The 19444-nt window shown below is 69.7% G+C and carries 15 protein-coding genes; 12 read left to right on the top strand and 3 right to left on the bottom strand.

Annotation, left to right across the window (positions count from 1 at the left end):
- Window positions 1-63: 63 nt before the first annotated feature.
- Window positions 64-1551: an alpha-L-fucosidase gene (locus tag IHE47_RS05835; protein ID WP_225561652.1), complete on the bottom strand. Its 1488-nt coding sequence runs from the start codon at window positions 1549-1551 to the stop codon at window positions 64-66.
- Between the two features lie 121 nt (window positions 1552-1672).
- Between IHE47_RS05835 and IHE47_RS05830 the strand changes: the two genes are divergently transcribed.
- From IHE47_RS05830 to IHE47_RS05795, 8 genes are all read left to right on the top strand, one after another.
- On the top strand, window positions 1673-2056 hold the full coding sequence (locus tag IHE47_RS05830; protein WP_192104932.1) for a GntR family transcriptional regulator: 384 nt from the start codon (window positions 1673-1675) through the stop codon (window positions 2054-2056).
- 37 nt (window positions 2057-2093) lie between these two features.
- On the top strand, window positions 2094-2987 hold the full coding sequence (locus IHE47_RS05825) for an ABC transporter ATP-binding protein (protein WP_192104931.1): 894 nt from the start codon (window positions 2094-2096) through the stop codon (window positions 2985-2987).
- On the top strand, window positions 2984-4450 hold the full coding sequence (locus IHE47_RS05820) for a hypothetical protein (RefSeq protein ID WP_192104930.1): 1467 nt from the start codon (window positions 2984-2986) through the stop codon (window positions 4448-4450). Before IHE47_RS05825 ends, IHE47_RS05820 begins: the two co-directional genes overlap by 4 nt.
- 30 nt (window positions 4451-4480) lie before the next feature.
- Window positions 4481-5992, top strand: coding sequence for a hypothetical protein (locus IHE47_RS05815; protein ID WP_192104929.1), 1512 nt, complete (start codon window positions 4481-4483; stop codon window positions 5990-5992).
- A 27-nt stretch (window positions 5993-6019) separates the two neighbouring features.
- Complete coding sequence (locus IHE47_RS05810) at window positions 6020-6343, top strand: hypothetical protein (protein WP_192104928.1); 324 nt, start codon at window positions 6020-6022, stop codon at window positions 6341-6343.
- A complete protein-coding gene (locus tag IHE47_RS05805; RefSeq protein WP_192104927.1) occupies window positions 6340-6660 on the top strand; it encodes a hypothetical protein in 321 nt (106 codons plus the stop codon). Before IHE47_RS05810 ends, IHE47_RS05805 begins: the two co-directional genes overlap by 4 nt.
- A gap of 69 nt (window positions 6661-6729) precedes the next feature.
- Window positions 6730-9396: a pitrilysin family protein gene (locus tag IHE47_RS05800; RefSeq protein ID WP_192104926.1), complete on the top strand. Its 2667-nt coding sequence runs from the start codon at window positions 6730-6732 to the stop codon at window positions 9394-9396.
- A 139-nt stretch (window positions 9397-9535) separates the two neighbouring features.
- Window positions 9536-9847, top strand: coding sequence for a hypothetical protein (locus tag IHE47_RS05795; RefSeq protein WP_192104925.1), 312 nt, complete (start codon window positions 9536-9538; stop codon window positions 9845-9847).
- Between the two features lie 50 nt (window positions 9848-9897).
- Here IHE47_RS05795 and IHE47_RS05790 read toward each other — a convergent pair whose 3' ends face one another.
- Window positions 9898-10365, bottom strand: coding sequence for a Dps family protein (locus tag IHE47_RS05790; RefSeq protein WP_192104924.1), 468 nt, complete (start codon window positions 10363-10365; stop codon window positions 9898-9900).
- A 361-nt stretch (window positions 10366-10726) separates the two neighbouring features.
- Between IHE47_RS05790 and hrpA the strand changes: the two genes are divergently transcribed.
- From hrpA to IHE47_RS05770, 4 genes are all read left to right on the top strand, one after another.
- Window positions 10727-14854, top strand: coding sequence for an ATP-dependent RNA helicase HrpA (gene hrpA, locus IHE47_RS05785; RefSeq protein WP_192104923.1), 4128 nt, complete (start codon window positions 10727-10729; stop codon window positions 14852-14854).
- Window positions 14855-14899: 45 nt separating this feature from the next.
- Window positions 14900-15697, top strand: coding sequence for a helix-turn-helix transcriptional regulator (locus IHE47_RS05780; protein ID WP_225561651.1), 798 nt, complete (start codon window positions 14900-14902; stop codon window positions 15695-15697).
- Between the two features lie 125 nt (window positions 15698-15822).
- On the top strand, window positions 15823-17229 hold the full coding sequence (locus IHE47_RS05775) for an NAD-dependent succinate-semialdehyde dehydrogenase (protein ID WP_192104922.1): 1407 nt from the start codon (window positions 15823-15825) through the stop codon (window positions 17227-17229).
- 263 nt (window positions 17230-17492) lie between these two features.
- Window positions 17493-19136 (top strand): acetolactate synthase large subunit, encoded by a 1644-nt coding sequence (locus IHE47_RS05770; protein ID WP_192104921.1) that lies wholly within the window; start codon window positions 17493-17495, stop codon window positions 19134-19136.
- A gap of 60 nt (window positions 19137-19196) precedes the next feature.
- Here the strand turns inward: IHE47_RS05770 and IHE47_RS05765 are convergent, their stop codons facing one another.
- Window positions 19197-19412: a hypothetical protein gene (locus IHE47_RS05765; protein ID WP_192104920.1), complete on the bottom strand. Its 216-nt coding sequence runs from the start codon at window positions 19410-19412 to the stop codon at window positions 19197-19199.
- Window positions 19413-19444: the final 32 nt, after the last annotated feature.

Here is a 19444-nt window from a genome sequence, read left to right as displayed (position 1 = left end):
AAAGGCCGGGCCTGGTGGTCAGCGCAAGCTCAGGGCGAACCGCGTGACGCCCCGGCCGGACGCTCAGCCCTGTACCGAAGAAATGCGCAACGTCCACGCGGGCGCTTCCGCCAGCTGCCGGCGCACGACCGGCGGCAAATCGACATGGACACCATCGCCCGCCTGTCGCCACGCCAGCTCGCCATCCACGCCCAGCACCTGCAGGCGCGCGCCCGGCACGGGCCGCAGCGAGCGCAGCGTGATGCTGGCCGGCAACTGCTCGCCCTCGTCGGCCAGCCAGATCGCATTGACGCTGCCGTCCTTGCTTTGGGTGAAGCGGAATTGGCCTTCACCGTAGGGAGCGATGGCGCGGCTGCCGTGGATGGCCGAACCGTTGACCTGCATCCAGGCGCCGATGGACTTGAGCCGCTCCAGCGCCGCCGCCGGCAACTCGCCGTCGGGCTGCGGACCGACACCCAGCAGCAGGTTGCCGCCCTTGGCCACGATACCGACCAGGGTGTGCACCAGTTCGCGCGGCGACTTGTAGGTGTCGTGCGGGCTCCACGACCACGAGCCGCCCGCCGTCATGCAGGTTTCCCACGGGTACGGCAGCGGCTGCTCGGGCACGGCCTGCTCGGGCGTGCGGTAGTTCTCGTAGGGCCCGCTGACGTCGCGGTCGACCAGCACGATGCCCGGCTGGTTGCGGCGCGCGATGGCGGCCAGCCCCGGCATGTCGATGTCCTGCGCCCACGGCACCTCCATGCCGTGGGCCCTGGCGTCGGGATGCGCGTCCGCGTTCACCCAGCCGGCGTCCAGCCACATCAGGTCGATGCGGCCGTACTGCGTGGTGAGCTCGTCGATCTGCGCGTGGGTGAAGTCGACGAAGCGCTTCCACAGCTCCGGATACTTGCGCACGTCGTAGTTGTTGTTGCGGTCCGGCGTAGCCCACAGCGGCGACCAGTAGTCCGGGTGGTGCCAATCGGCCTTGGAGAAATACGCGCCGATGCCGAAGTCGCGCCGGCGGAACGCGTCGAACACCGCCTTGGCGACGTTGGCGCGCGGGTTGGCATGGAACGGCACGTCGGGCGCGGTGACGCGGTACCCGGTCTGCGCCGTGTCGAACATGCAGAAGCCGTCGTGGTGCTTGGTGGTGAACACCAGGTAGCGCATGCCGGCGGCGTGCGCGGCCTCCGCCCACTGCGCCGGATCGAACTTCACGGGATTGAACCGCGTGCGCAACTGCTCGTATTGCCGTTTCCACTCGACGTAAGGTGTGTTGTTCGGGCGCTTGATCCAATCCTCCGAGCACAGCGTCCACGACTCGACGATGCCGAGCACGCTGTAGAGGCCCCAGTGCAGGATGAGGCCGAACTTCCAGTCCGACCACTGCGCCAGCTTCTGCTTCACCAGCGGATCGGTGACGGGCACGTAGCCGTCGCCCGTGGGCTTGGCATGTTCCTGCTGCGCGACCTGCGCAGCATCCCTGGCCTGGTCCTGGCCGAAACCCTTGCCGAAGGGCGACAACAGGGCCAGCGCTCCAGCGCCTTGCAGCATGCGGCGACGGGTGACCATGGCAGTTCCTCGTGCGGTCGGTAGGCAGGCGGCAAGTCTTGCACAGGCTTGGCGCGGACGAGGACGCCCTGCCACAGGTCATGCTTGACTCCGCGCCACGTGTATTGTTGTATTGATACACATGGATGCCTCCCTGCTCACCATCCAGCCCAACGCCCCCGAGCCGATCTACCGGCAGATCGTGGAGCAGTTGCGGCGCCTGATCGCCGGCGGCCAGCTTGCCGCGGGCGAGCTGCTGCCCTCGGTGCGCGACGTGGCCGGCTTCCACGCAATCAACCCGATGACGGTGTCGCGCGCCTACGGCCTGGCCGAGACGGAAGGCCTGCTCGAACGCCTGCGCGGCAAGGGCATGGCGGTGGCGGCCACGCGACGGGCCAGCCAGAGCGAGAGCCAGCGCCTCGCCCTGCTGGAGCCGCAGATGCTGGAACTGGCCCGCCATGCGCGCGAACTGGAACTGCCCGCCGAGCCCGTGCTGCGCCGGCTCACCAGGCTGCTGGGCGACTGAATTCAACGCACACCACGGATCGAACTGGGGAAAGATCATGAACGCCGTACTGAAGGACACCGCGCACAACACCGCTCCGCTCGCCGCCTGGGGCCTCACCCACTGCTACGAGGGCAGCAACGTGCTGCGCGGCGTGGATCTCGCGCTGGAGCCGGGCAGCGTGCTGGGCCTGATCGGGCGCAACGGCGCGGGCAAGTCCACCCTGATCCGCGCCATGCTGGGCCTGCTGCAGCCGCTGTCCGGCAGCGCCTTCGTGTTCGGCGAGCCGGCGCTGAAGCTTGGCGACGACGCCAAGGCGCGCCTCGCCTACGTACCGCAGCAGCCCGAGGCGCTGGCCTGGCTCACCGCGCAGCAGATGCTGGACTTCGTGGGCCGCTTCTATCCGCGCTGGGACGCGGAGTTCGCGCGCCGGACGCTGGAGCGCTGGAAGCTCCAGCCCAACAAGCTGCTGGCCAAGCTCTCGCCCGGCGAACGCCAACGCGTGGACCTGATCCGCGCCCTGGCCTCGCAGCCGGAACTGCTGGTGCTGGACGAACCCGCCGCCGCGCTCGATCCGGTGGCGCGCCGCGAGCTGCTGCGCGAGGTGGCGCTGCGCGCGGGCGAGAGTGGCACCACAGTGCTGTTCTCCACCCATATCGTCTCCGACCTCGAACGCGTGGCCTCGGAGATCGCCTTCCTGCACGAGGGCCGCCTGCTCCTGCGCTGCGGCGTGGACGAGACCAAGGAGCGCTACGCGCGCCTGTGGCTGCCCGCATCGAAGAGCGCCGCAGCCCCCGCGCAGGCCCTGAGCCGGCGCCGCCACGACGACGGCAGCCTCAGCCTGGTGGTGGAACGCGACGCGCAAGGCCGCTGGCCCGAAGCCGCCGGCCTGCCCGGCGCGCGCGTCGACGCGCTCGGGCTGGAGGACCTGTTCGTGGAGATCGCGGAATGAAACCCATGCGGCTGCTGGCGTTGCCATGGATGGCGCTGTCCAGGCCATGGCGCAAGGGGATCGGCATCTGCTTCGCCCTGCTGTTCGCCGCGCTGGTGATCGGCGGCGCGGTCGGCCGTCACCATCCGGCCTGGACAACCCATCTCGGAAGCGCCACGGCCTTCATCGACGGCCTCTTCTGGGCCGGCGTGCTGTCGCAATCGCTGCTCCTGGCGCGCGAGGCCCATCACCTGCGCCTGCCCACGCTGGGCCGCGAGGTCGGCGCGAGTCTCGCGCTCTACGTCCTGCTCACCATCGCCCTGCCCGCGCTGCTGCTGGCAGGGCTGGGCGGCAACGCCGCCGTGGCGCTGACCGAGATCGCGATGGGTGCCGCGCTGGGCCTGGCCTACGCCACCTTGCCGCCGTATTTCGGCATCTGTGCCTGTTTCGCTCCCAGCCTGGGCAACCATGCAGGGCCATGGCTGCCCATGCCCTCGACCTCGCCCGACCGGTTCCTGATGTGGGCCGTGCCGTGCACGGCCCTGCTGTGGCTGCTGGTCGGCGTTTTCTGGCGCAGCGCCGTGCGGCGCGATTCCGGGCTGAGCGGCGCGCGCAGGCCGATCATGCTCAACCTGCGCACGCTGGCGTGGTACGGCCGCAACCGCAGCAACTACCTGGAGGTCCAGCAGATCCGCCGCCGCTGGCAGTGGGCGCAGCCCGTGGCCGACTTGCGCCACTGCGGCCCGGACCACCCCGTGCGCAGCCTGCGCATCGCGATGGGCGGCTGGAGCATGCCGCAGACATCCGCCAGCCGGTGGCGGCAACTCGGCATCCTGCTCGCCAGCATGCTGCTCCCCGGCTTCGTCATGACGACGATTACACACGGCGACGACGTCCTGCGCAGCATTTTCGGCAATGCCGACATGCTGCTCTTCGCGTTGTGCATCGTGGGCGCGGTCATCGCGCTGGGCCAGGTGCAGACGTTGCAGCGCCGCTGGAGCCGCCACAACGCGGAACTGCCGCTGCTGGCCCTGCTGCCGCAGCTGGGCGACGCCGCGCGGATCAAGCGCGAGTTGCTGCTGGCCAACCTGCTTCCGGCGTTCGCCGTGCAGGCCTTGCTGATGCTGGCCATGCTCGGCCTCGCCGCCGGCCTGCACCTGGATGGCGACTCCGTCGCCATGTTGCTGCTGGGCCAGCTCACCGGCATGGGCATGCTGGCGACCCTGGCCCTGGTCATGCTGGGCGGCGTGCCTGTCCGCGATGGCTGGCTGGTGGTGCTGAGCACCTGTGGCTACCTGCTGGTCAATCTCAGCGTCGTGCTCGCGCTGCCGATGGTCGACGACACGCCGTTCATACGCCTGCCCGCCGTCGCATGGGCCGCCGCCATCGCATGGGCAGGATTGTCCGTGCCACTGCTGCGGCTTGGCGTGCGCGGCTGGCAGGGTCTGCAAGGCAGGCCGCATCCGTTCCTGCCGATGGCTTGAGCCATGACCCAGACGAACCCATCCCCAGGCATGTCCCCGTTCACCGCCTTCATCACGCCATGGCGCACCGTGCACCGCTCGCTGCGCTGGCTGGGCGGGGTGGTCAGCCTGCTGCTGTGCGTGGCCGCCACGGTCGTCGCGTTCTCCGTGCGCGACCCGCACGGCTGGCTCTTCGGCCTGATGCTCTACGCCTTCGGCGCAGCCTATTTCTGGCTGTGCGTGATGGCCTGCCTGCTGCTGGTGGCCACCGACGCGCGACGCCTGCGCCTGCCGGGCGTGGAGCGGGTCGTGGCCGGCAGCATGCTGCTTTACGGCCTTGCCTCGGTCGCATTGCCGCTGGCGCTTTTCATGCCGGCGCGCGGCGATGCCGCCACCATCACGCTGGTGTCCGCGCTGGCCGCCGGCGCCGGCCTGGCCGTCGCCCTGCTGCCGCGCTACTTCACCCTGGTGCTGGGCTTCCTGCCGGCACTGGCCATCGGTGCGCGGCATCGCATCCACGTTCCTTTCCCCGGCGAACCGGGCTTCGTCGCCCTTGGCGCGGCCCTGCTGGTCGTACTGGTGATGGTGAACATGTTCCGCTGGCGGCAGCTGCTGCGTGCCGAAGCGCCCGTGGAAACGGGCATGGGCGGCGCCATGGTGATGCAGTATCGGCACAGTGGCGCGATGGCCGGCAGCTACGGCGCCCTCGGTGCGGCGTGGGGCGACACGCTGCGCCACGACGGTGCCGCGTCGGCCCATCTGCGGCAGGGCAAGGCCACGCCATCGGTATGCCTCGACGGCGTTGGCCCGAACTCGCCGGTGCTGGCGCTGCGCGTGGCGCTGGGCGAAAACCTCGCACCGCAGACCTTGCGCGCGCATGCGCGCCGCTTCATGCGCCTGGGCCTGCCGCTGCTGCTGTTCATTCCCGCGATGGCAGTCATGCAGGCCGGCGAGGCACACGGCGACGTGCTGCACAAAGTGATGCGCGGCGTGGGCATCAACGTGATCGCCTGGTTTGGCCTGATGGGCGGCATGGCGCTGATGGCGATGGGCAGCCTGTTGCCATGGGCGCGCTGGCGTCGCGCCAATGCCGAACTTCCGCTGCTGGCGCTGCTGCCGGGGCTGGGCGAGGCCGCCTCGCTGCGCCGCGACCTGTTGCGCGCCGCACTCGGGCGACCGCTGGCACTGCAAGCCCTGCTGCTTGCGCTGGTGCTGGGCGTCGCGCTCGCCATGCATGCCGGTCCTTCACTGCTGCTGTTCGCCACGCTGTGCCAGTTCGGCTGCGCCGCTGTCGTGGCGGCAAGCGTGCTGGGCGCGTTCGGCGGCAAGGCACTGCCGGGCTGGGGCATGGGCGTGCTGCTGACCGGCATGGGCGCGCTGGCCGCCGCAAGCACTTTCGTGCCGCTGTTCGCCACACTGGGAAAGGATCCGCAACCCTTGGCGGCGGGCGCCGTCGCCGGCCTCGCCGTCGCATGGGCCACCGCGACCATGGTGCTGCTGTGGCTGGGGCGGCGCGGCTGGCGCGGTCTGCGGCAGCGGCCGCATCCGTTCCTGGCGAATTGAAACGAACACATCCCGGGGAAGACTGGCATGGATCACGCAATCACATTTACCGGCGGCTTGCTGGCCTGCGTCGTGGCGGGACTGGCCATCGACGCGACGGTAGGGCTGCTGCATCGCCTGGCGCAACGATCCGGCCACCGGCAAGCCCTGCCGCTGCTGCGCGGCGTGCTGGCGGCGCTGACCGGCGTCCTGCTGGGCGAAGGACTGCCATTGCTGTGGCCGGCATTGCTGCCATGGCGACCGGTGGTGCTGGGCGCCTGCATCGGCCTGGCGTTCGGCGCCATGCGGAACGGCGGGAGCATGCGCATGGCCCGCCGGCACGCGACGCCATCCGCGGAGGCGCGCCCATGAGCTTCGCCAGCATCAAGTCGCTGCAGCGCGGCCACGGGCTGCCGTTCGTCATCGCATCGAACATCCTCCACGAGCAGACGACGCTGGCGCGCAGGCATTGCCGCGCCTGGTTCACGCTGGGCGGCATCGGCCTCGCCATCGTGCTGGCCGGCGCGTTCGCCCTGCCCCGGCCTTTCGCGGACACGACGCTACGCGTCGCCCTGGCCGGCGCGGGCCTGTGCACCGGCATCGGGGAACTGCTGGCCCGCCGCCGCGCCCAGCCCCGCATCCTCGCCGCGGCGCACGCCGCCGGCGCGGGCAGCGCGCGCGACGGCTGACACCCTTTCCTTCCAGACCTCGGGACGCGGGGTTCGCGTCCACCTTCGCAACGACACAAGGATCGAACGATGAAGAAGCGAGCACTACGACTGGCCATGGCGATCGGCCTGGCCCTGGCCACCGGCGGCGCGATGGCCGCGGCCAACGGCGCCGACGTCACCCGCGCCACGCTGGACAACGGCCTGCGCGTGGTGATCGTGCGCGACACGCTGGCGCCGGTGGTCACCACCGAGATGAACTATCTCGCCGGCTCCGACGAAGTGCCCGCCGGCTTCCCCGGCACCGCGCACGCGGTGGAGCACATGATGTTCCGCGGCAGCCCGGGCCTCAGCAAGGACCAGCTCGCCGCGATCGCGGCGAACATGGGCGGCGCGTTCAACGCGGACACCACGCAGGGCGTGACGCAGTACTACTTCCTGGCGCCTGCGCAGGACCTCGACGTGGCCCTGCACGTGCAGGGCCTGCGCATGCGCGGCGTGGACATGGACCCGAAGGAATGGGACAAGGAGCGCGGCGCGATCTCGCAGGAAGTCTCGCGCGACCTGTCCAGCCCCGACTTCAAGTTCTACACGCAGCTGCTGGAGCAGATGTTCGCCGGCACGCCCTACGCGCACACGCCGCTGGGCACGCGCGACTCGTTCGACAAGACCACCGCGGCGATGCTGAAGGACTTCCACGACACCTGGTACGCGCCGAACAACGCGATCCTGGTGATCGCGGGCGACGTCGACCCCGTCGCCACGCTGGCCAAGGTGAAGCAGGAATTCGGCGGCATCGCGAAGAAGACACTGCCGGCGCGCCCCGCGTTCGACTTCAAACCGGTGGCGGCGAAGACCGTGCAACTGCCCACCGACGCGCCCTACGGCTCGGTGTACCTGGGCTACCGCTTCCCCGGCCTCACCGCGAAGGACTACGCCACGGCGATGGTGCTGAGCAGTGCATTGGGCTCGCAGCGCGCCGCGCTGGCCGGCATGCGTTTCGACGGCACCGCGCTGTTCGGCGGCTTCTTCGACCAGGCGATGCCGCAGGCCGGCGTGGGCATGGCGGTGGGCATCTTCCCCAAGGGCGGCAACCCGCAGCCCGTCCTCGCCAAGATGCAGGCCATCCTCGCCGAGGCGGCGACGAAGGGCATCGACCCGGCGCTGGTGGAGGCGGCCAAGCGCAAGGCCATCGCCGCGCTGGAATTCAAGAAGAACTCGGTGGACGGCCTCGCCAATGCGTGGTCGAACGCGCTGGCCTTCCAGGACGCCGAATCGCCCGACGCGATCAAGGCCGCGCTCGCGGCGGTGACGCCGGATGCAGTGAACGCGCTGGCGAAGCAGACCTTCGATCCCGCGCACGCGATCACCGCCATCCTCACTCCGGAAAGCTCGGGCAAGCCGGTGGCGGGCAAGGGCTTCGGCGGCGCGGAAAGCTTCGCCTCCAGCCCCGACAAGCCGGTGCAGCTGCCGGCGTGGGCGGAGCAGGCCTTCGCCAAACTCGACGTGCCGAAGTCCTCGCTGGACCCGGTGTCGTACACCCTGCCGAACGGCCTCAGGCTGATCGTGCAGCCGGAAACCATCAGCGACACCGTGGAGCTGTACGGCAGCGTCAAGACCAACCAGGACCTGCAGGCGGCCAAGGGCGAGGAGGGCGTGGCCGAGTTGCTGGACGGCCTGTTCCCGTTCGGCACCGAACACCTGAACCGCCTGCAGTTCCAGCAGGCGCTGGACGGGATCAGCGCGCACGTGGAGGCAGGCTCCAGCTTCGCGCTGTCGGTGCCGTCCGCGCACTTCGCCGAGGGCGTGAAGCTGCTGGCCGACAACGAACTGCACCCCGCCCTGCCCGCGCAGGCCTTCCCGGTGGTGCAGCAGCAGACCGCCGGCATGCTGGCCGGACAGCTGCAGTCACCCGACTTCCTGCTGCAGCTCGGCCTGGACAAGGCGCTGCTGCCCGCGAATGACCTGCAACTGCGCCACCCGACACCGCAGAACGTGATGGCGCTGACGCTGGACAAGGTGAAGCAGTACTACGCGCAGACCTTCCGCCCCGACCTGACCACCATCGTCGTCGTGGGCAAGGTCGACCCGGCGCAGGCGAAGCAGGCGATCGCGCAGGCCTTCGGCGACTGGAAGGCCGAGGGCGCCAGGCCCGACACCGACTACGCCGCCGTGCCCGCCAACCAGCCCGGCAAGCTGCACGTGCCCGACGCCAGCGCGGTGCAGGACAGCGTGGACATGGCGCAGACCATCGCCGTCACCTACGACGATCCCGCGCGCTACGCGATCAACCTCGGCAACCAGGTGCTGGGCGGCGGCTTCTACGCCTCGCGGCTCACCCGCGACCTGCGCGAGAAGCACGGCCTGGTCTACACCGTGGGCGTGGGCCTGGACGCCGACAAGCACCGCGGCACCTACAAGGTGAATTTCGGCTGCGATCCCGACAAGGTGGGCGCGGCCAGCGCGCTGGTGGTGCAGGACCTGAAGCAGATGCAGCAGCAGCCGGTGACCGGCACCGAGCTGATGCAGGCCAAGGGCATCCTGCTGCGCCGCATCCCGCTGGGCGAGTCCAGCTTCGGCGGCATCGGCAACCAGTTGCTCACGCTGTCGCAGCAGGGCAAGCCGCTGGATGCGATGACCATCGCCGGCCAGCACTACCTCGCGCTCACCGCGCCGGAAGTGCAGCAGGCATTCGCGAAGTACGTGCGTCCGGATGGATTGGTGACGGCGGTTAAGGGGCCGGCGCCGAAGGATTGACCGCTGCAAGCCCCGCTTGCGGACGCCGGGAAGGGCCATGGATGGCCCTGCCTTGAGGAGCAAGGAAGCGGGGTTGGGAAGAGGACACACCCGCTTCTGTCGAACGGATGGACGAAGTCCACCTTCAAGGGAAAACCGAATGATCTGCACCGTTTCCAGACTGCAACGCGAATTCGGCCTGCCGTACCACGTGGCCGAGGGCATCCTCCGCGAACAGATGGCGCTGGCGCAGCGGAGCTACCGTCTCTGGTACATACCCGTCTGGGTCGGCATCGCGGCGGTGCTTGCCTGCAACTTCGCGCCCAATCATTCCGTGTTCTTTCGCGCCGGCCATTTCATCCCGCCCATCTCGATCGCATACCTCTGCGTCACGCAATTTCTCACCTACCGCCACGCGCAAGCACCGATTCTCGCTGCCGCCCGCGCCGCCATGCCCGACGCGCCGGCCTGAAACGACAAGGCCCGCCATCCGGTGGGCCCCGTTCCAGGATGCGTCGCTGCTTACTTGAGCAGCGAACGCAGCATCCAGGCCGTCTTCTCGTGCGCCTTCAGGCGACCGGTAAGCATGTCGGCGCTGCCTTCGTCACCGGCCTTGTCGGCCACCTTGATCGCGGCGCGCGCGGTGTTCGCCACGATCTCGTGGCCTTCGACCAGCTGTTTCACCATCTCCTTCCATTCCGGCACGCCGGACTCTTCCCTGACCGAGCTGAGCTTGGCGAACTGGCTGTACGAGCCGGGGGCGAACACGTCCAGCGTGCGGATGCGCTCGGCGATCTCGTCGGCGGCCAGCCACAGTTCGTTGTACTGGGCTTCGAACATCGCGTGCAGGCTGTTGAACTGCGGGCCGGTGACGTTCCAGTGGAAGCTGTGGGTCTTGAGGTAGAGCGAGTAGGTGTCGGCGAGCAGCCTGGACAACTGCTTGGCGATCGCTTCGCGGCTCTTCTTCGCGATGCCGATGTTCGAGGCCATGGTGTTCTCCCGTGCAGTGAGCGATGAAACCACGTTAGCGCCGCGGCGGCCGCGTTGGAAATGAATCCTTGCAATGCTGCTGATAGCGGGAGCCTATCGGGCGTTGCGCAAATAGTTTGTCATCGTCGAAGGCCGGACAAAAGCGAGCCATGCGAGCGTTGAACAGCCTAAGGCTGGACCCAAAGGGGCGAGCGCAGCGAGTCATCCAGTGGCGGTGAGGCCTGGGCATGCACTGCCGTCACCGGCTGATTCGCTGCGCCCACCCTGCGAGGCCCGCCCCGCGGGTGTTCCACGCATTGCACGCTTGTCCGGCCTGCGCCGGAACGACGGGCAAGAGCGAGCCGTTATCATGTGCGGTTCCATGACCGACACGAACCGCCCACCGAGCCCCCAGCCCACGCTGCGCGACCTGCGCCGCGCACTCGACGCCGTGTGCAGCCGCGACTTCGGCCGCCTGCTGGGGCGCTGGCGCGGGCTGTCGAAGCACGCCGACGACAGGAGGCTCGCGGCCCTGCTCGCCGACATCGGGACCTCGGCCGCGAAACGCCGGGCGCGGGCCGAAGCCAAGCCCGCCATCCGCCTGGACGAATCGCTGCCGATCGCCGCGCGCGCCGACGAGATCGTCAAGCTGATCCGCGAGCACCAGGTGGTGGTGATCGCCGGCGAAACCGGCTCGGGCAAGACCACGCAGATCCCCAAGCTCTGCCTCGCCGCCGGCCGCGGCGAAGCGGGGCTGATCGGCTGCACCCAGCCGCGCCGGCTCGCCGCGCGCTCGGTGGCGCGCCGCGTGGCGGAGGAACTCGGCACGCAGCTCGGCGACCAGGTGGGCTTCCAGGTGCGCTTCACCGACCAGGTGAGCGAGCGCACCCTGGTGAAGTTCATGACCGACGGCATCCTGCTCGCGGAGACGCAGAACGATCCCTGGCTGTCGGCCTACGACACCCTCATCATCGACGAGGCGCACGAGCGCAGCCTCAACATCGACTTCCTGCTCGGCTATCTCAGGCGGCTCGCCGCGAAGCGGCCCGAGCTGAAGATCATCGTCACCTCGGCCACCATCGACACCGCGCGCTTCGCCGAGCACTTCGGCGGCGCGCCGGTGGTGTCGGTGGAAGGCCGCGCCTACCCGGTGGAGCTGCGCTGGCGGCCGGTCGACATGCCTGCAGGAGCGCACCCTGTGCGCGATGGCTCCAGTGCTCCGGCTGGAACAAAAAACGATCGCGCACAGGGCGCGCTCCCACGCTCGAACATCCAGCAGGGCAGCGCCGATCACATCGCCGCCGTGCTCGACGAGATCATGGCCGACCGCAGCCTTGGCGGCGGCCCTGGCGACGTGCTGGTGTTCCTGCCCGGCGAGCGCGAGATCCGCGACACGCACCTGCTGCTGTCGCGCCGCCAGTACCGCGAAACCGAGATCCTGCCGCTGTACGCGCGGCTCTCCGCCACCGACCAGGACCGCGTGTTCAAGCCCGGCCCGAAGCGCCGCGTGGTGCTGGCGACCAACGTGGCGGAAACCTCGCTCACCGTGCCGCGCATCCGCTACGTGGTCGACACCGGCAGCGCGCGCGTGAAGCGCTACAGCCAGCGCAGCCAGCTGGAGCGGCTGCACGTCGAGCCCGTCTCGCAGGCCGCCGCCGACCAGCGCAAGGGCCGCTGTGGCCGCATCGGCCCGGGCATCTGCTACCGCCTGTACGACGAGGCAGACTTCGTCGCACGCAACGCCTTCACCGATCCCGAGCTGCTGCGCTCCTCGCTGGCCAACGTGATCCTGCGCATGCTGGCGCTGAAGCTGGGCGAGGTGGACGACTTCCCCTTCCTCGACGCTCCCGATCCGCGCGTGGTGGCCGACGGCTACCGCCGCCTAGCCGAGATCGGCGCCATCGACGAAGCGCGCACGCTCACCGCCATCGGCCGCACGCTGGCCAGGCTGCCGATCGACGTGCAGCTCGCACGCATGCTGGTGGAGGCCGAGAAGCTGCATGCGCTGCGCGAGCTCATCACCATCGCCGCCTTCCTCAGCATCCAGGACCCGCGCGAACGCCCCGCCGACGCGCGCCAGCAGGCCGACGCCGCGCACGCCGCGTTCGCCGATCCGAAATCCGACTTCATCGGCGTGCTGAACCTGTGGCGCGAGTACGACAAGGCGCATGAGGAACTCACGCAATCCAAGCTGCGCGATTGGTGCTCGCGGCACTTCCTCAGCTTCATGCGCATGCGCGAGTGGCGCGAGCTGCACCGGCAATCGTTGCTGGTGGTGCAGGAGCTGGGATGGACGATGACTTCTCCCTCTCCCCTCCGGGGAGAGGGCCGGGGTGAGGGGGCACGCTCGCGAGGCGATGGGAAGAACAAGCGCGCTTCGCACGAACGCTCCCGCAAGTCCCAGCCCCTCACCCCAGCCCTCTCCCCGGAGGGGAGAGGGAGTGAAGACGAGGCTGCTCGCCAATTCGAACACATCCATCGCGCGCTCCTCACCGGCCTTCCCACCCAGGTGGGCCGCAAGGACGAACGCGGCATCTTCCAGGGCACGCGCGAGCGCAAGTTCCAGGTCTTCCCCGGTTCCGCGCTGGCGAAGCTGCCGCCGAACTGGGTGTTCGCCGCGCAGATCCTCGACGTGGGCGGCAAGGTGTGGGCGATGATGTGCGCGCGCGTCGAGCCCGCGTGGATCGAACAACAGGCCGCACACCTGCTGAAGTCCAGCTGCCGCGACGCGCACTGGTCGAAGAAGCGCGGCTGCGTGGTGGCCTACGAGCAGGTGAGCCTGTTCGGCCTGAACCTGGTCGAGCGCCGCGCGGTGACCTTCGAGAAGCAGGATCCCGCGCTGGCCCACGAAATCTTCCTGCGCGAAGCGCTCGCGCGCGGCGACATCGAGGCGCGCGCCGACTTCGTGCGCGCCAACCAGCGCGTGCTGGAGGATGCCCAGGGCATCGAGGCCAAGCAGCGCCGCGAAGGCCTGATCCGCCACGAGGACGAACTGGTCGACTTCTTCCGCGGCAAGCTGCCAGTGGACATCTCGTCCAGCCGCGCGCTGGATGCGTGGTACCGCCATGCGCGTCCCGCCGAGCAGGCGGCCTTGCGCTGGTCGCTGGACGACGTGATGGTGGGCGGCGCGGGCCTCGATCCCAGGGCCTTCCCTGCCGCGCTTGAGATCGTGCCGGTGGCCGCCAGCGGGGCGCCGGCGGCGGGCGCGCAGCGCTATCGCCTCGAATACCGCTTCGTGCCGGGCGACGACGCCGACGGCGTGACCCTGCACCTGCCGCTGGCGATGCTCAACGCCCTGCCCGCCGCGCGCTGCGAATGGCTGGTGCCCGGCCTGCTCGCCGACAAGGCGGCGGAGCTGATCCGCGGCCTGCCCAAGGCGTTGCGCCGCAACTTCGTGCCCGCGCCGGATTTCGCGCGCGCCTTCGCCGAGGCCGAGGCGCCGCGCGACGAGCCGCTGGCGAAAGCATTGGCCGGCTTCCTCAAGCGCGCCACCGGCGTCGCCATCGATGCCGGCGAATTCGCCGCCGTCGATCTCGCGCCACACTTCCTGATGCGTTTCCGCGTCCACGACGACAGTGGCCGCACGCTCGCCACCGGCCGCGACCTCGCCGCGCTGCGCGCCGAGTGGGAAGGCCGCGCGCGCGAGGCGTTCTCGCGCAAGACCGACGTGGAGCTCACCCGCGAGGACGTCGCCGCGTGGGACTTCGAGGAAATCCCGCGCGAGGTGCGCTCCAGTGGCGGCCTGCTCGCCTTCCCCGCCCTGGTCGACCTGGGCGACGCCGTGGCCCTGCGCGTGTTCGAACGCCGCGACGAAGCCGCCGAGGCGCATGTGGATGGCGTGCTTCGGCTGCTGCGCAACGCGCTGGCCAGCGAGCTGAAGCAGGCACGCCGGCGCCTGCCCATCGCCAACCCGCTCGCGCTGAAATACGCATCGCTGGGCGGCGTGGATGGCCTGCGCGAAGACCTGGTCGAAGGCGGCTTCGCCGACCTTGTCGCCCGGCTCGACCTCGACGCGCGCAGCGCCGGTGCGTTCGAGGCGCTGCGCACGCAGGCCGCGCGCGAGCTGTTCGGCCACGCCGTCGAACGGCTGAAGCTCGCCGAACCCATCATCGAGGCGCAGGCCGAACTGCGGCCATGGTTGCAGCCGCCGCTGATGGGTTTCGCCCGCGCCAGCTACGACGACCTGCGCGAGCAACTCGATGCCCTGCTCGCACCCGGCTTCCTGCGCGAGTTGCCGCTCGCACGCCTCGCCCACTACCCGCGCTACCTCAAGGCCATGCGCCTGCGCGGCGAACGCCTGCGGCAGGACCCGGCGAAGGACCAGCAACGCATGCTGCAGGTGCTGCCCTACTGGCGCGAATACCTGAAGCACCGCGCCGCCGGCGACGGCCACCTCGACGAACTGCGCTGGCTGATCGAGGAGTGGCGTGTTTCGCTGTTCGCACAGGAGCTGAAGACGGCAGAACCGGTGTCGGCCAAGCGCCTGGCCAGGGCGCTGGAAGCCGTCTGATCCGTCCCCGCTATGATGCGGAGAGATCCGCAGGCAGCGACGACCATGAGTGCCTCCACGCACAACGCGGCGCAACGCAAGGAACTCGGCGCGTTCCTGATGGCCTGCCGCGCGCGCGTGCCGCCGACCGCGCTGGGCTTCCCCATCGGCCGCCGCCGCACGCCGGGCCTGAAGCGCGAGGAAGTGGCGCTGGCCGCCGACGTCAGCGCGAGCTGGTACACGTGGATCGAGCAAGGCCGCGACGTGCGCGCCTCGCCCGAGGCGCTGGAGCGGCTGGCGCGGGTGCTGCGCATGAGCGACGCCGAGCGCGCCTACGTGTTCGCGCTGTCCGGCTACGCGCCGCCCGAGGACACCCACGACGAGTCGCTGACCGACGGCCTGCGCCAGTTCGTGCAGGCGCTGGGCCCACTGCCCGCCTACGTGCGCAACAACCGCTTCGACATCCTGATTTGGAACCGCGCCATCGCCGAGCTGTTCGTCGACTACGACCGCCTGGCGCCGCACGAGCGCAACACGCTGCGGCTGATGTTCCTGCACGAGCCCTACCGCACGCTCATCGTCAACTGGGAAGAGATCGCGCGCGGCACCCTCGCCAGCTTCCGCGCCGCCTACGCGCAGGCGGCGGACAAGCGACCCTTCGACGCGCTGGTCGCCGAACTCACCGAGCGCAGCGACGTCTTCCGCCGCTGGTGGCCCGACCACGACGTGCGCCGCTTCGACGAAGGCATCAAGCAGCTCGACCATCCCACGCTGGGCCGGGTCGACCTGCAGTACGTGGCGCTGGTACCGCAGAACCGCCACGACCTGTCGCTGGTCACCTACCTTCGACGCACGAAAGGCTAGCCTGCCCAGACTGGTGGTACGGCACCCAGGATCGCCACCCGTCTTGTCCGCGCAAGCGTGCAGGTCCATGTTTCGCGCATCGACCGCGCGCCGTGCCGGCCACATCCCCTCGAAGGAAACACGCCATGCCTGCCGACTCCACCCACCAAACCGCGCCCGACAACGTTTCGGTGTCGCGCGACCCCGCCACCGGCGAATTGGTCGCCGAACGCCCCTTCCTCGACGACGCCGCGCTGGGCCCCTTGCTCGACCGCGCGCAGGCCGGCTTCGCGCGCTGGAGTGCCGCCAGCCTGGCGCAGCGCGCCGAAGTATTGCGCGCGATGGCCGCCTCGCTGCGCCAGCGCAGCGAGGCAATGGCGGCGATGGCCACCGCCGAGATGGGCAAGCCGCTGCGCGACATGCGCGCCGAGGTGGAGAAGTGCGCGCACCTGTGCGAGTGGTACGCCGAGCACGGCCCGCGCCTGCTGGCCGACGAACCCACCGAGGTGCCGGACGGCAAGGCCTATGTGTCCTACCTGCCGCTGGGCGTGGTGCTGGGCGTGATGCCGTGGAATTTCCCCTACTGGCAGGCGATGCGCGCCGCGGTGCCGATCCTGATGGGCGGCAACGCCTTCCTGCTGAAGCCGGCCGAGAACGTGGTGGGCTGCGCCGAGCTGCTGGACCAGGCCTGGCGCGCCGCCGGCCTGCCCGCGGACGCCTTCATCAGCGCCCACCTCACCCGCGCGCAGAGCGCCACCGCGATCGCCGATCCGCGCGTCACGGCGGTCACCGTCACCGGCAGCGTGGGCGCCGGGCGCACCATCGCCGGCCAGGCCGGCCAGGCGATCAAGAAGGTGGTGCTGGAACTGGGCGGCTCGGATCCCTTCATCGTGCTGGCCGACGCCGACGTGGAGAAGGCCGCCGGGATCGCCGTGGCCGCGCGTTTCCAGAACGCCGGCCAGGTGTGCATCGCGGCCAAGCGCATGATCGTCGAAGAGGCCGTGCTGGAGCGCTTCACCCAGGCCTTCGTCGAACACACCAGGGCCCTTGTGGTAGGCGACGGCCGCGACGCGGCCACCCAGGTCGGCCCGATGGCCCGCCTCGACCTGCTGGAGCAGTTGCACCAGCAGGTGACCGACAGCGTGAAAGCCGGCGCGAAAGTGCTGCTCGGCGGCCAGCGGCTGGATCGCGAGGGCTACTTCTACGCGCCCACCGTGCTCGCCGACGTCAAGCCCGGCATGCCGGTGTTCGATGCCGAGACCTTCGGCCCGGTGGGCGCGATCATCGCCGCGCGCGACGCCGACCATGCGGTGGAACTGGCCAACCAGAGCGACTACGGCCTCAGCGGCAACCTGTGGACCGGCGACGTCGAGCGCGGCAAGCGGCTGGCGCGCCGGCTGGTCACCGGCGGCGTGTTCATCAACGGCTGGTCCGCCTCCGACCCGCGCGTGCCGATCGGCGGCGTGAAGCACAGCGGCTTCGGCCGCGAGCTGTCGCACTTCGGCCTGCGCGAATTCGTCAACGCGCAGACCGTGTGGGTCGATCGTCTCTGACAAGGACCTCATCCTGCTCGTCATCCCAGCGAAAGCTGGACAAGCGCTTCGCGCGCAGAACGCCCGAAGGGCGGCCCCGGAGGGGCGAGCAAAACGAGTCATCCAGTGCCTTCAAGCCTTGAACACGAAGACACTGGATTCCTGCTTGCGCAGGAATGACGGGCAAAGAGCAGATTATTCCGACCCTCCCTGATGACACCCGGTTTCCGCTTGCACGGGAACGACAGGGAAATCACCAACCCCATCACCCGGAACATCACGACATGACCAAGGGATCCGACCTGCTGGTGGCCGCGCTGGAGAACGAAGGCGTCGAGCGCATCTTCGGCATACCCGGCGAGGAAAACCTCGACGTGGTGGAATCGCTGCGCCACTCCTCCATCCAGCTCGTGGTCACCCGCCACGAGCAGGCGGCGGCATTCATGGCCGCCACCTACGGCCGGCTCACCGGCAAGCCGGGCGTGTGCATGAGCACGCTGGGGCCGGGCGCGCTCAACTTCACCACCGGCGCCGCCTACGCCTTCCTCGGCGCGATGCCGATGATCATCCTGACCGGGCAAAAGGGCATCCAGTCCAGCCGGCAGGCGCAGTTCCAGATCGTCGACATCGTCAACACGATGAAGCCGCTAACCAAGTCGGCGCGGCAGATCGTCTCGCCCACCACCATCCCCACCCTGGTGCGCGACGCCTTCCGCATCGCGCAGGAAGGACGCCCCGGCCCGGTGCACCTGGAGCTGCCCGAGGACATCGCCGCGATGGAGTGCGAAGCGGTGCCGCTCATACCGCCGCATGCTCCGGAGCCGACGGTGGCCGGCGTCGAATCGCTGGAACGCGCCGCTGCGCTGATCCGCGGCGCCGAGCGGCCGCTGGTGATGCTTGGCGCCGCGGCCTCGCGCCCGGCATCGAGCGAGGCGCTGTCGCGCTTCGTGCTGCGCGCCGGCATCCCGTTCTTCACCACGCAGATGGGCAAGGGTTCGGTCGCCGGCGGCTCCGGCCTGTACATGGGCACGGCCGCGCTGAGCGAACGCGACTACGTGCATGAGGCGATCGACCGCGCCGACGTGATCGTCGCGATCGGCCACGACACCGTGGAGAAGCCGCCCTTCATGATGCGTCCCGGCGGCCCCACGGTGATCCACGTCGGCTACCAGCCGGCGAGCGTGGAGCAGGTGTACTTCCCGCAGGCGGAGGTCGTGGGCGACATGGGCCGCTCGCTGGCGCTGCTGGCCGACCGCATCGAGGGCCAGGTGCCGAACGCCAGGGCGCTGCTGCCGCTGCGCGAGGGCATCCTCGCCCGCCTCGCCGACCGCGCCGGCGAAGACCGCTTCACGCCGCAGCGCATCGTGCGCGACGTGCGCGCGGTGATGCCGTCCGACGGCGTCGTGGCGCTGGACAACGGCATGTACAAGATCTGGTTCGCGCGCAACTACCGCACCCAGGTCGCCAACACCCTGCTGCTGGACAACGCGCTGGCCACCATGGGCGCCGGCCTGCCCTCGGCGATGATGGCCTCGATGCTGTACCCGCACCGCCGCGTGCTGGCGGTGTGCGGCGACGGCGGCTTCATGATGAACGACCAGGAGATGGAGACGGCGGTACGCCTGAAGCTCAACCTGGTGGTGCTGATCCTGCAGGACAACGCCTACGGCATGATCCGCTGGAAGCAGGCCGTGGACGGCTTCGCCGATTACGGCATGACCTTCGGCAATCCCGATTTCGAGCTGTATGCGCGCGCGTTCGGCTGCCAGGGGCACCGTGTCGACGACATCGCGCAGTTCGCGCCCACGCTGGAGGCCGCCTTCCAGGCGGGCGGCGTGCACCTGGTCTCGGTGCCGATCGACTACTCGGAGAACGAGCGCGTGCTGGTGAGCGAGCTGCGCGAGGCGTTCCCGCCCAACTTGTCCTGATTCCGGCCGGCGGCAACCAGGCCGGGGCGGAAGCCAACGGCAAGCCCAGGAACGATGGGTTCAGCGTGACTTTTGTCGGCGCCGTTGAAGCAGCGCCGACACCACCACGGCCAAGGTGGACAGCAAGCCGAAGGTGGTCCCGATCAGGGGATGCCGTTGCGTGACATCGAGCAGCGACGGCGCACCCGCCTCGCTCCACGCCATCAGCAGCCACGCCCCGAGCAGGGTGATGCCACCAGCCAGCACGACGGCCAGCAGTGATCGAAACCAACGCATGAATAGAACTCGCTGCAACCGAAACGGTATCG

Origin of the sequence: Rhodanobacter sp. DHB23 (assembly GCF_014842975.1) — a bacterium.
In the GTDB taxonomy this organism is placed as follows: Bacteria; Pseudomonadota; Gammaproteobacteria; order Xanthomonadales; family Rhodanobacteraceae; genus Rhodanobacter_A.
This window is presented reverse-complemented; position numbering and strand designations above follow the sequence as displayed.